We start from the raw sequence: 12,687 nt of genomic DNA, 5'->3' as shown, positions 1-12,687 counted from the left end.
TAAAAACCATCCAAACAATATTATATTACATTGTTATTTTGCATGGTTAAAATTTTCTGAATAAAAAATCTTGGATAATCCTCAGTACACAACCAGTGTTTTAATTGCAGGTGCAGGGCCCGGCGGGGCAAGCACTTCTATATTTCTTACAAAGGAAAAGATCAACCACATTATTATTGACAAAGCTATTTTTCCGAGAGATAAAATTTGTGGCGATGCATTAAGTGGCAAATCTGTCGGTATGTTAAAACGTATTACACCCGCCTGGCAGGATTGTTTTTTAGCGGATAAAAACAAAGCCGTTGTTTGCACCGGTATACAATTTATTGCACCCAGTAATGCCACACTCAATGTGCCCTTTTTACTAAATGATACCGGCCTGCAAGACCCGCCGGGCTTTGTAAGCAAGCGCATTGATTTTGATAATACACTGGCAGGTTTAATTAAAAGTCCCTGCGCTACCTGGCTTATCGAAACCATACTTGAAGACATTGAAGAAAAAGAAGATGGTTTACTGGTAACCGTGAAACAAGGGCGTGAACGTAAACTGATATTTACCAAAATGATTGTGGGTGCCGAAGGCAGGGGCAGCATCGTGGCAAAAAAAATGGCGCATCAAAAAATGGAACCTGAACATTACAGTGCAGGTATTCGTGGCTATTATAAAAACGTAGGCGGGCTGCATGCAAAAAATTATATTGAGCTGCATTTTTTAAAAGAATTTCAGCCGGGTTATCTATGGATTTTTCCGTTGGCAAATGGTGCCGCCAATGTGGGTGTGGGCATGCTCAGCAAAAACATTTCACTGAAAAAAGTTAACCTGAAACAATTAATGCTGGATGCCATTCAAACACATCCCCATTTAAAAGACCGGTTTAAAAATGCAACGCAGGAAGGAGCCATTGAAGGCTGGGGCTTGCCCCTTGGCTCTAAAAAAAGAACGCTTAGCGGCAACCGCTTTTTATTAACCGGCGACGCCGCATCACTGATAGATCCGTTTACAGGAGAGGGTATCGGCAATGCAATGGTTTCTGGTTTGGTGGCGTCGAGAGAAATAAAAAAAGCAATAGCCGCAAATGACTTTTCCGCAGCCTTTTTACAGCAATACGACGAAGCCATTTATAAAAAATTATGGGCAGAGTTGAAGCTAAGTCATTACCTGCAAATACTTTCCAGCAAACCCCGGCTGTTTAATTTTGTAATCGGTAAAGCCAGTCGCAGTAAAGAGTTAAGAGAAACGATTAGTTGTATGTTTGAGAATGTAGATATCAGAAAAAAATTTATGAACCCGTTATTTTACCTAAAGATTTTATTTAACCGATAGCCCTTGCCTCAATGAATTGATTTTGGATCTACTACCACATATTTAATGGCTTCACCGGATTTATCTAAAGAATATGAATAACTGATGCGCAACAGCCCGTCAGCAGTTTGTATTAAGCAGGGATAAGAAAAACTACCTTTTCCTTTTGTTTCGTTTTCCAGTGTTCTTTTCCACTTCCAGCTGGCACCCTCGTCATCCGATAGATAAAGGCTTAACCTGTAGCGGCCATCATCTTCATCACAACCGACAAATGCCCAGCGGCCATCGTTCATTGCTATCAGTTCAACACTTGCTGTGTTAGGAATGGTAGTTTTTTTTGCGGCGCTCCAGCTTTGACCATTATCTGCCGATTCACTTGTTTGTACCCTTGGCGGGTCATCTCCATTATCTCTCATAAAAGCAACGATATTGCCATTCTTTTTTTGCACGAGGGCCGGCTGTACATTGCCTCTTCCAACAATAGGAAGACTTGCATGCCATGTATCGCCGTTATCATCAGAAATAGCAACCAGCGACATGTTATAGCCATCTGAGTATAATGGCAATAGTATTCTGCCTTCGGCAAGCCGCAAAGGTTTTATTCTTGTCATCCAGCCAGTACTTCTTTTTGCCAGGTCCTTGCTGGCGTCTATTATCATATTATCGTAAGAAGGAGCATAAGCACCAGAGCCTCCGATATTGGGGGTGAGCTGTTTAAATTTGACAGCTGTTTCTGTAGCGAAACTGTCTTTTGGTGCAAGCAATATATTGTCCTGCCAGTTCCATACCGGCGCTCCGCTGTTATTGTAGTCAATAGCTGTACGAAATCTCAGAACAGAGCATTCCCATCGATGAGCCTGTACGGCAATCCAAACCAAAAACAACTTGTTGTTGCTGTTGAGAAACAATACCGGGTTACAATCCGGTAAGCCGTACGTATCTGCCATTTCAAACGGTGCTGACCATACTGAAGCACCTTTTTTTAACCGGGCGCCCATAATTTTTACATCATCTGCAGTTCGTTCGCCACTGCCCTGGAACCATGCCGCCAGTATGTCCCCATTGGGCAAAGCAACAATGCTGCTGCCATGCGTATGCTGCGGTTGCGTGGGAAAAATCAAGCTTTCAAAAACAGGCAATACTTTTTCTGTTGCAGGTTGTGCCAGCAGGACATTGGATATAAAACTGCCGGCAAAGCAAATTACAAGAAATCGTTTCATTTGATATGTGTAAGTTAAAAAGGGTTATTTTTTATTGGACGAAATTGGTAAAAAATTGGTGTAACTATTTAATAAAATAAAAATCAGGCTGGGTTTTATCAGGATGATTTATATTTAATGCCAGATCATAAATATATACTTTTTCTTGTTTTATACCATTAAATATGAATAGCATGAACAACGATGAAAAGAAATTTGTTCCGGTGATGATTACACCTTTTAACCTGAAGGCAACCGTTGATATGGATGCTTTAAACAGCCTGGTTGATTTTTACCTGGCGGCAGGTGTAAAAGGTTTTTTTGCGAATTGTTTAAGCAGTGAAATGTTTAGCATCAGTGAAGATGAAAGACTTGAAATTACCAAGCATATTGTTAAGTATGTAAATGGAAAAGTGCCCGTAGTAGCTACCGGATCTTTTGGATTGACCATTGAAGACAAGGCAAAGTTTACAAAAAAAATATACTATACCGGCATCGACGCAGCCATCATGATTACCGGTCATTTTGCCAATGTAGAAGACGGTGATGATGTGTTGCTGCGCAATTTTGAAAAAATGTTTGATCTTACCGGCAACATTCCTTTGGGTATGTATGAATGCCCCGCACCTTACAAAAGAATTATTTCAGCAGATGTTTTTAAACAACTATTAAGTTTTAACCGGCTGGTATATCATAAGGATACTTCTATTGAACACAGCCAGGTAAAAGCAAAGCTGGATGTGTTGAAATCGATTGGGAATAATAACCTTGAATTTTATGATGCGCATTCGCCCAATGCTATGTTCTCATTGCAAGCGGGTGCCAAAGGCATGTCATCTATTTCAGGGAATTTTTATCCTGAAATTTTGGTTTGGATGTGTAACAATGCCACCAACCCGGACAAGCAGGAGGACGTAAAATGGCTGCAATCAGAAATCACCAGGGTGGACCCGTTGATTCACCAGGCATACCCGATGAGTGCAAAATATTTTTTACAGAAAAGGGGTTTGCCCATCCGCACCATCAGTAGAACATTTGCATTGGAATTAACTCCTGATCAAAAGAAAACACTGGATGACATCCATACCAGTTTTCTTGGCTGGTGCGACCGCCTGGGTATACAGCCAGTGATTTAATTCCTTTTGCAGAACTACGATTGCCAATAAGCTATTATGAAACATTTACCGGTTGCGGACCTCGCCATTATTGCATTGTATATGCTGGCCATGATATTGACCGGGGTTTGGTTTTCGAAAAAAAATAAAAATCCTGACCAGTTTACAAAAGCTTCAGGTCAGATTCCCCAATGGGCCGTAGGCATTTCTATCTATGCCACTTTTTTAAGCAGCAATACTTTTTTAGGCGTACCAGGAAAAGCATTTGGCACCAACTGGAATGCTTTTGTTTTTAGTTTATCAATGCCTTTTGCAGCCTGGATTGCGGCAAAATATTTTATTCCTTTTTACAGAAACAGTGGCGAAGTATCTGCCTATACCCACCTGGAGAAACGCTTTGGCGCGTGGGCCAGGACATATGCGGTGGTTTGTTTTTTATTGACACAACTAGCCCGTATGGGCTCGGTGTTTTTTGGTATAGCACTTAGCCTGCAGGCCATGACGGGTTATTCCATGCAAAGCATTATGATTGTAATGGGTGTCATTATTATAGTTTACACCGTATTAGGTGGAATGGAAGCCGTGATCTGGACAGAAGTTGCCCAAGGTATTATCAAGACATTTGGAGCTATCATTATTTTATATTTTATCATCAGCAAAATGCCGGGCGGTGTGGATCATATCATTGCCATTGGTAAAGCAGATGGTAAATTCAGCCTTGGGAGTTTTAAGCCGGATTTGACCACCTCTACCTTCTGGGTGATTTTCTTTTACGGCATTTTTATCAACCTGAATAATTTTGGAATGGACCAGAATTATATCCAGCGTTACCAAGCTACGAGTTCCGGTAAAGAAGCTGCTAAATCGTTATGGCTTTGTGTTAAAATATACCTGCCCGCTTCATTACTGTTTTTTATAATTGGGTCTTCGCTGTATGCCTGGTACCAGGTGCATCCTGAAATGCTGAATGCCATTAAGCTAAGGGCAGCAGCAGAACGCTTGCCTTCCGTGGCTTCGGTAACCGAAATGGGAGCCATGGCCAACACGTTGCAGCCAGCCGATTACGGTGATAAAGTGTTGCCTGATTTTATGGTAAATGTATTACCGGTTGGTATCGTCGGCATTATTGTTTCAGCAATACTTTCCGCAGCGATGAGCACCATCAGCTCGGGAATGAATGCCTGCGCTACTGTGTTTACGTTTGATATTTACAAGCGCTATATAAAACATGACATTAGCCAGCGCCAAACCATGACGTTGCTTTTTACTTCCACATTTGTGATCGGTGTACTGTCTATTATAACCGGTATTGCGATGGTTGGTGTTAAAAGCATACTGGATGTGTGGTGGCAACTGTCTGGTATTTTTGCGGCTGGTATGCTGGGGCTTTTTTTACTGGGTATCGCCAGCCGTGCAAAAAATGCCGAAGCTGTAATGGCCGTTATTATTGGGGTGCTGGTAATTGCCTGGATGACATTTCCTTCCCTAATTCCGGAAAGCCTTTCCGGTATCCGAAGCAGCTTTCATACCAATATGGTAATTGTAATTGGCACCCTCACCATATTTTTAACAGGAACCGTTTTTTCTTTGCTAACAGGCAACCGTAAAAATGTTTAGCCTTGAAGTGAATGATATTTAGCCAGCCCTTCAATAGGCGTTCGTATAATTACACCTGGCTTCATGCCGTACAGGGTTGCCACTGCGGATAAAATATCTTTAAAAGCATACCCAACAGATCCGGTGCAATTAAAACTATACTGCCTGTAGTTGGGGTATTTGGTCACCAGCCTTTCAAAAAAATCAATGAAAGCATTTTTCACCAGCTGGTTGGTGTATTCTTTATCAGCTGTGCTAACAGAGATAAACTGTACAAAGCCGGCGCAATAACGGTTAGGAAGTTTTTCAGAATATACCCTGTCCATAATTTGTTCTCTTGTAAGGCCGTAGGCGGCAAAAAATTCAGCCCTTACCGCAGCAGGCATATACTCCCGGATATAGTCGCCCAGCAATTGCCTGCCAATGTAAAATCCGCTGCCTTCATCTCCCAGTAAATAGCCCAATGAATCTATATTGGCAGTGATGGCTCTTCCGTCATATAGGCAACTATTGGTACCGGTTCCCAATATAGCAGCAAAGCCAGGCTGATCATGCAATACAGCTCTTGCAGAACCTAACAAATCAAGCCCCACAGCAAGGGTCGCCGTTGGAAAAACCAGTCGCAGGGCGTCTTTGATAATGTGCGTCTTATCTTCAAAACAACCGGCACCGTAAAAATAAATATAGCTGATCTGTAACGGGTGTATGGTGGATGGCAGGCCTAAAGTTAGCGACTGAACAATGTAACTGCTGTTTACAAAATAAGGATTATAACCTTCACTATTAAAAAAGGCAGGACCTGCTTTTTCATTTAAGAGGCACCAGCTTGTTTTGGTTGAACCGCTGTCAGCAACAAGTATCATTTAGAGGTTTTTATTGGTAATCCGATTTTATGACCCGCTATGGCATAATAAAAAATGCACAGGTAGCAGGGAAGTAACATGCCATAAGCGTGTTGCGGTGAGTAATGACCCGCCAGCCACCCGTACAATAAGGGCAACAGCGCACCTCCACCAACAGCTGCTATTAACAAAGACGAACCGGTTTTTGTAAATCGCCCTAAGCCATTAATAGCGAGCGGCCAGATGGATGGCCAAACCAGTGAATTTGCCAGCCCCAGCAAAGCAATGAAAGCAACAGATATATACCCGCTGGTTAAAAGGGCAAAACAAGAAAAAATAAGCCCCAGCAAGGAAGATATTTTTAGCACCCTTACCTGGGAAATATATTTTGGTATAACGATGATACCTATCACATAACCAAGCAACATAAAGCCAAGCGTACAGCTGGTAAAGAATTTTGCAGTCGAAAGCGGAATACCCTGCGAAGGACCATAATTAATAATGGAATCGCCTGCAATTACTTCTACGCCTACGTATAAAAACAGTGTGGCAACACCTAACAGCAAATGCGGAAATTGAAGGATACTTGTTTTACTAAGATTGGCAATACCCACTGCTTCATCCCCTTCATCGGTATCCAGTTCCGGGAGACCGGATAAATGCACCAGGATGGCTAATATTACGAGCACGACGGCTATTACCAGGTAGGGCACTACTACACGATGAGCAAGAGTATTTAATACGTCTTTTTTTTGGTCTGTGGTCATCCCGGCAAGGCGTGCCGTTATACCATCTGCATCCTGTAAGATAATGGCACCCAATATCAGCGGAGCGATTACACCCGCAATTCCATTGCAGATGCCCATAATGCTGATACGCCGTGCGGCACTTTCCATCGGCCCCAAAATAGTAATATATGGATTGGAAGCGGTTTGCAAAATAGCCAACCCGGCTCCCTGTATAAATAAACCGGTAAGAAATGAAATATAAGATCTGGATAAGGCTGCAGGAATAAACAATGCTGCACCAACAGCCATCAGCAACAACCCCAACGTCATGCCTTTTTTATATCCTGTCCTTTGCAACAATGCCGCTGCCGGAATGGCCATTACCATGTAAGAAATATAAAAGGAAAATGCTACCAGGTAAGAAGCCACGCTGTTTAACTGGCAGGCTATTTTAAGATAGGGGATTAACACGGAGCCGATCCAGGTTAAAAAACCAAATACAAAAAACAAAGTGCCGATTATAAAAATTGGTTTTTTGATGCGCATAGTCAACGAGCTTTTCGGCAATCAATAAAGTAGTCTATTTCTGAAGATTCATATTGAACTGATCCATGGCTTTTTTTACGCTGCCGTTTGCAAGCAGCAACGATTCGGCTTCGGCATAATCTGCTATGCCCGATTTCTGCATCAGCATTTTTACTGCACGATCAGTTATTTTTTTATTGATCAATTGTACGTGGACCATCTGGTTATCTTCTACCCTGCCAAGCTGAATCATCACTGTGGTACTGATGATGTCGAAAATTATTTTTTGTGCGGTACCGCATTTCATACGGGTGCTGCCGGTAATCACTTCAGGACCGGTAATTACTTCCACCGGGTAATCGGCATGCTGACTAATGGATGAATTAGGATTGCTAACGATACATCCGGTGGTGATGTTATTTTTGCGGCAGGCTTCTAATGCACCCAGTACGAAAGGAGTTGTGCCGCTTGCCGATATGCCCAATACAATATCTTTTGAGTTTACTTCTTCCTGCAGTAATTTTTCCCATCCTTCATTATAGTTATCTTCCATTTCTTCCCTTGCTTCAACCAGGCGTTCGATACCGCCTGCAAGCACAATATTTACGATACCTTTTTCTATCCCGAAGGTGGTAGGTAATTCAATCACATCTAACACCGCAAGCCTTCCCCCGCTGCCGGCACCAAGGTAAAATAGCCTGCCCCCGGCTTTCAATTTATCTGTAATGGCCTGTATCAGCTCGTTTAATTGAGGAAGGGCTTTTTCTATTGCACCAGTAACGGTTCCGTTTTCATTATTAATTAATGCCGTAACCTCTTTGATGCTTTTATTTTCCAGGTGTCTGTGGTGGGATGGCTGCTCAGTAATAGGGACCATAAATTATGTTTATGTTAGTTTTGCGGTTTTTTTCCTGTTTTTTTTGTAAAAGTATGTAGATTCACGCAAAATTAGTAGTTTTATCAAAACGATTACTGTCAACTGCATGTTAAAGGAAGAACGCCATAAAATTATTTTGCGGGAAGTGAATCTACATAATAAGGTGCTTACCAGCGACTTAAGTGAATTATTGGACGTGTCCGAAGATACCATTCGCAGAGATTTAAATGAATTGGACGAATTGGAAATGATTTTAAAAGTGCACGGAGGTGCAATGAGTAAAACCTTCCATTATCCTTTCAACGGTCAAAATCCGGTATATGCCCTGGAGGCAAAAAAGCTGATTGCACAAAAAGCAATCACACTTTTTAAAAAAGACATGCTGATTTTGATAGAAGGCGGAACAACCATAATGGAAATCGCCAAACAAATACCAACAGATTTACACGCCACTTTTTTAACCGTATGTCCCCAGGTTGCGCTGGCATTGGCCGAACATGAAAACATCGATGTAATCACTATTGGTGGCAGGCTCGCCAAAAATGCGAATATACATACCGGCGCAAGTGTAATAAACGAACTGGCCGGTATAAAAACGGATTTGTGTATAATCGGTACAAACGGTATTTCGGTAGAAGATGGATTGACCGATTCAGACTGGGAAGTAGTGCAGGTGATGAAGGCCATGATCAGGTCAGCCAAAAAAACAGCAACGGTTTGTATTGCTGAAAAATTCAACACCGTTCAAAAAATAAAAATTGCGGATTTAACAGATGTGGATTATGTGATTACAGAGCTAGATGTCAATAATCCCATGTTGGATGTATACAGGGGAGAAGGTAAGCCAGAATTGATGTAACCCTGGTTCAGCCAATAAAAAGATCATTGTTTAACCATATCAATAACCAATAAACGGAAAAGAAAACAAGTCCGATTTCATAACTGCAAACAAAACCAAACATGAGAAAGAAAATTTCGCTCACCCCCATATTACAATGGCTGATATTGCTGGGGTTTACGTTTTTTACAAATACCCTTGTCCTGGCTCAGAAAGAACACATAGTGAAGGGTAAGGTATCCGACGCCAATGGTCCGCTTGTTGGAGCAACCATCTCCGAAAAAGGCGGCAAAGCCACAACTATGTCTGATGCATCAGGCGTTTTTGAAATACCGGTTTCGGGATCAGCCGCCACTCTGGTAGTTTCTTACGTAGGCTACAACAATTCCGAAATTAAAGTGAAGGGACAAACATTTATCAATGCAGTATTGGAAAGTACCAATGCCAACACATTGTCAGGAGTGGTAGTAACCGCCCTCGGTATTACCAGAACAAAAAAATCACTGGGCTATGATGTAGGCCAGATAAGTGGAGAAGATATGAACCGGGTTACGCAAACCAATGTGCTCAATGCAATGGCCGGAAAAGTTTCCGGCGTAACCGTTAGTTCAACAGGTGCTTCACCAACCTCATCCGTTAGTGTCGTAATTCGTGGAACCCGTTCTTTAAACAGCGATAATCAGCCATTGTTTGTTATTGATGGTGTGCCGGTAAAAAATTCGCTCAGTAATATTGGTACCAACACTGGTAACAGTAATGATGTTGATTATGGCAATACCATTTCTGATTTAAATCCCAATGACATAGAAAATGTATCTGTGTTGAAAGGACCAAGCGCCGCGGCTTTGTATGGGTCAAGAGCGGGCAACGGTGTTATATTAATTACTACCAAATCTGGTAAAAAGCAAAAGGGTTCAGGTGTTACATTTAGTTCTGCTACAGAAGTAGCAACTCCGTACCACTATTTACCTTTGAATCAATCTTACACAATAGGTACCGATCCTTATACAGAACCCAATGGCTTCAATAGCTGGAACGGAGTTTTGGTTGATATGGCCGGTACCGATACTTACCGCTTTGGTACACCATTGAACAAAGGCTTAAAAGCCATACAGTGGAACAGCCCGAAAGATGCCAGCGGAAATTATATTCCATTGCCAATGGTTAGCCACAATAACCTGCAGAATTTTGTAGAAACCGGTATTACAAGCACCAACAGCCTTTCTGTTGAAAATGCTACTGATAAAGACAATTACCGTTTTTCTTATTCCAATACAACCAACAAAGGCATCATACCAACTACTGGTGTAGTGAAACATAACCTGTCGTTGAATGTGGAGCATAAAATCAGCAACGCATTAAAGATATCTTCTGTGATCAATTATGGCAGGTCAAGTTCTGATAATGTTGTTGCGGGTAATGATGGCGTTTTAAAATATGTGGCTTATTTATCACCGAGCGTCGATATAAGGGATATGAAAAATTTCTGGTTAACACCCGGCATTCAGCAAAGAAAAGTGTTACCTCCGGTTGGGGTTGACCAAAGTCCGGATGTATTGGATCCTGCTGATAATGGCGACGACAATCCTTATTTTTATTTGCACCAGGTTAAAAACAGTTTTGTAAGAAACCATTTGTTTGGAAACGTAAAATTGAGTTACCAGTTAAATCCGCATATCAGTACGTTTGTGCGCTACTCCCAGGATATGTTTTATGAAAACAGGGAAACAAAAATTTCCAAGAGTTTCAACGACGAAATAAACGGTTATTATTCGCTCGCAAACATTTACAACACAGAAAGCAATACTGATTTTCTTGCTACTTACACCAATACGTTTCAAAACAAGTTTGATCTGTCCACCTCTGTGGGAGGAAACATTTTATACACATATGGCTCCAACCTGTTAACTAATTCTGCCCATGGCGGCGGCATTATCGCACCTGAATATTTTAACGTGTCCAATATTTCGCAAACAAATATCAGGTATGGTTCAGGTTATAGCCAAAAGGCTGTTTACAGTGCATACGCTACAGCGTCATTGGGGTACAAAAGCATGGCCTACCTTGATCTGACAGGCCGCAACGACTGGTCAAGTACATTACCTGCCGGTCAAAATTCTTACTTCTATCCTTCTGCTTCACTCAGTTTGCTGTTGAACAAAATGTTCAATATGGGCAACAGCATCAGCCTGTTTAAAATAAGAGGCGGTTGGGCAAGTGTGGGTAAAGACACGGATCCTTATAACCTGTATGGTACTGTTGGTGTGGGAAGTTTTGGTGGTATCATTACCCAGGGAACATCTTCTACCTTGAAAAACCCGAACCTGAAACCGGAAAAAGCGGTGTCTACGGAATTGGGCCTTGAATTGAACCTGTATAAAAACCGCCTTCGTTTTGAAGGAACTGTATACCGTTCTGATAACAGCAACCAGGTATTGTCTATCTCTACACCCGGATCATCCGGATACAGCGGCAGACAAATCAATGCAGGCCTGGTACGCAGCCAGGGTATTGAATTAAGATTAGCCGGTACCATCATTTCCAATAAAGACTGGACATGGGACATGGCTGTTAACTATACCAAAAATGACGCGTATGTTATGTCATTGGCAAACGGTGTAAATTATTTCTCTTTCTGGCAGGATGGACGTAGCGGATCATGGACTTATGCCAAAGGTCAGCCAATACCAAACATGTTTGATGCCAACGGAAAACAGGTAATCAGCGATGGTAAACTGGGCCAGTTGTGGGATAACCAGCTAGCAACCGTTACCGATAAAACATCCAAATATTATGGCTGGCCTTTACTGGATAACGATGGATTTATCCAGACTGTAGGCAATGGCGATTTTCAACACAAAACTGTGGTAGGTAATTTCAATCCCAAATTATTACTGGGCATACAAACATCTGTAAGCTGGAAAAGCCTTACCCTGAGCGCCAGTATTGACACCCGCTGGGGCGGCACTTTCTTTTCTCAAACCTACCGTTACCTGGGATCGGATGCAGCAATGGCACGCCAGGAAAATATGGGTATTCCCATTCCTGCATCTGCCAAAGGCGATATACCAGGTTACCTGAAAGCAAATCCCGGTGCCAATATTATTGTCAGCGGTAATCTTGCTCAATTTCACCTGGTGGGCGGACCAACAACTGAGTTGGGAGGCTTCCCCTTTACCAATAATGGTATTACTATTAATGACGGAGCGTTTTATCCAGGTGTATATGAAGATGGCAATGGCGGGTATATAGAAAATCTGGGTGATCCTGCAACAACAAAATATGATATTTATGAGGATGCTGTTACCGGCGGCTGGAACTTTGCAAGAATGAGCATGTTTGATGCGTCTTATATTAAGTTAAGAGAACTGACTTTAACTACGCAGTTGCCCAAACGTTGGTCAGATGCTTTAAAATTGCAGGGAATATCGCTTGGTGTTTATACACGGAACATCATCATCTGGACAAAAGCCAAAGCTGGTGTGGATCCGGAAATGGCCTACCAGTTTCAAAAAGGTCGCCAGGGCAATGGTTCGCAGTTCAGGCAAGGTATAGAAAGGTACAATATCACGCCATGGACAATACCGGTTGGTGTAAAACTGAGTGTACATTTTTAAATCCCGGCTTCAATAACCTTATCTAATTTGTAATATCAAAAAAATGA

General features: G+C 42.0%; 9 protein-coding genes. 5 read left to right on the top strand and 4 right to left on the bottom strand.

The window, feature by feature from the left end; translation table 11 throughout:
* The first annotated feature begins 70 nt into the window (after nucleotides 1-70).
* Entirely contained in the window at nucleotides 71-1,324 is a 1,254-nt protein-coding gene (locus QWZ08_RS27530; RefSeq protein WP_290341095.1) for an NAD(P)/FAD-dependent oxidoreductase, read from the top strand.
* Between the two features lie 8 nt (nucleotides 1,325-1,332).
* Here QWZ08_RS27530 and QWZ08_RS27525 read toward each other — a convergent pair whose 3' ends face one another.
* Nucleotides 1,333-2,523: a sialidase family protein gene (locus QWZ08_RS27525; RefSeq protein WP_290341093.1), complete on the bottom strand. Its 1,191-nt coding sequence runs from the start codon at nucleotides 2,521-2,523 to the stop codon at nucleotides 1,333-1,335.
* Nucleotides 2,524-2,696: 173 nt separating this feature from the next.
* On the opposite strand from QWZ08_RS27525, the gene QWZ08_RS27520 reads away from it, so the two are divergent.
* Both QWZ08_RS27520 and QWZ08_RS27515 read left to right on the top strand, forming a co-directional pair.
* Nucleotides 2,697-3,638 (top strand): dihydrodipicolinate synthase family protein, encoded by a 942-nt coding sequence (locus QWZ08_RS27520; RefSeq protein ID WP_290341092.1) that lies wholly within the window; start codon nucleotides 2,697-2,699, stop codon nucleotides 3,636-3,638.
* 36 nt (nucleotides 3,639-3,674) lie between these two features.
* Complete coding sequence (locus tag QWZ08_RS27515) at nucleotides 3,675-5,234, top strand: sodium:solute symporter family protein (protein WP_290341090.1); 1,560 nt, start codon at nucleotides 3,675-3,677, stop codon at nucleotides 5,232-5,234.
* Here the strand turns inward: QWZ08_RS27515 and QWZ08_RS27510 are convergent.
* Genes QWZ08_RS27510 through QWZ08_RS27500 form a run of 3 tightly spaced genes read right to left on the bottom strand, consistent with a single transcriptional unit; the run spans nucleotide 5,231 to nucleotide 8,185 of the window.
* On the bottom strand, nucleotides 5,231-6,076 hold the full coding sequence (locus tag QWZ08_RS27510) for an N-acetylglucosamine kinase (RefSeq protein ID WP_290341087.1): 846 nt from the start codon (nucleotides 6,074-6,076) through the stop codon (nucleotides 5,231-5,233). The two genes, QWZ08_RS27515 and QWZ08_RS27510, sit on opposite strands and share 4 nt — an antisense overlap.
* Nucleotides 6,073-7,329, bottom strand: coding sequence for a sugar MFS transporter (locus QWZ08_RS27505; protein ID WP_290341085.1), 1,257 nt, complete (start codon nucleotides 7,327-7,329; stop codon nucleotides 6,073-6,075). The genes QWZ08_RS27510 and QWZ08_RS27505 overlap by 4 nt, the downstream gene beginning before the upstream one ends.
* Nucleotides 7,330-7,363: 34 nt before the next feature.
* Complete coding sequence (locus QWZ08_RS27500; RefSeq protein ID WP_290341066.1) at nucleotides 7,364-8,185, bottom strand: N-acetylmuramic acid 6-phosphate etherase; 822 nt, start codon at nucleotides 8,183-8,185, stop codon at nucleotides 7,364-7,366.
* A gap of 106 nt (nucleotides 8,186-8,291) precedes the next feature.
* Between QWZ08_RS27500 and QWZ08_RS27495 the strand changes: the two genes are divergently transcribed.
* Both QWZ08_RS27495 and QWZ08_RS27490 read left to right on the top strand, forming a co-directional pair.
* Entirely contained in the window at nucleotides 8,292-9,044 is a 753-nt protein-coding gene (locus tag QWZ08_RS27495; RefSeq protein ID WP_290341064.1) for a DeoR/GlpR family DNA-binding transcription regulator, read from the top strand.
* A gap of 101 nt (nucleotides 9,045-9,145) precedes the next feature.
* Entirely contained in the window at nucleotides 9,146-12,640 is a 3,495-nt protein-coding gene (locus QWZ08_RS27490; protein ID WP_290341061.1) for a SusC/RagA family TonB-linked outer membrane protein, read from the top strand.
* The last annotated feature ends 47 nt before the right edge of the window (nucleotides 12,641-12,687 follow it).

The sequence above is a fragment of the Ferruginibacter paludis genome (assembly GCF_030409685.1).
GTDB lineage: Bacteria > Bacteroidota > Bacteroidia > Chitinophagales > Chitinophagaceae > Ferruginibacter > Ferruginibacter paludis.
The sequence above is the reverse complement of the archived record's forward strand: the minus strand, read 5'-3'. Positions and strand labels throughout refer to the sequence as shown.

Excerpts from the sequence above, each read along its gene's own strand:
- QWZ08_RS27510 (WP_290341087.1), bottom strand. The coding sequence starts at position 6,076 with ATGATACTTGTTGCTGACAGCGGTTCAACCAAAACAAGCTGGTGCCTC.
- QWZ08_RS27500 (WP_290341066.1), bottom strand. The coding sequence starts at position 8,185 with ATGGTCCCTATTACTGAGCAGCCATCCCACCACAGACACCTGGAAAAT.
- QWZ08_RS27525 (WP_290341093.1), bottom strand. The coding sequence starts at position 2,523 with ATGAAACGATTTCTTGTAATTTGCTTTGCCGGCAGTTTTATATCCAAT.
- QWZ08_RS27515 (WP_290341090.1), top strand. The coding sequence starts at position 3,675 with ATGAAACATTTACCGGTTGCGGACCTCGCCATTATTGCATTGTATATG.
- QWZ08_RS27520 (WP_290341092.1), top strand. The coding sequence starts at position 2,697 with ATGAACAACGATGAAAAGAAATTTGTTCCGGTGATGATTACACCTTTT.
- QWZ08_RS27505 (WP_290341085.1), bottom strand. The coding sequence starts at position 7,329 with ATGCGCATCAAAAAACCAATTTTTATAATCGGCACTTTGTTTTTTGTA.
- QWZ08_RS27495 (WP_290341064.1), top strand. The coding sequence starts at position 8,292 with ATGTTAAAGGAAGAACGCCATAAAATTATTTTGCGGGAAGTGAATCTA.
- QWZ08_RS27490 (WP_290341061.1), top strand. The coding sequence starts at position 9,146 with ATGAGAAAGAAAATTTCGCTCACCCCCATATTACAATGGCTGATATTG.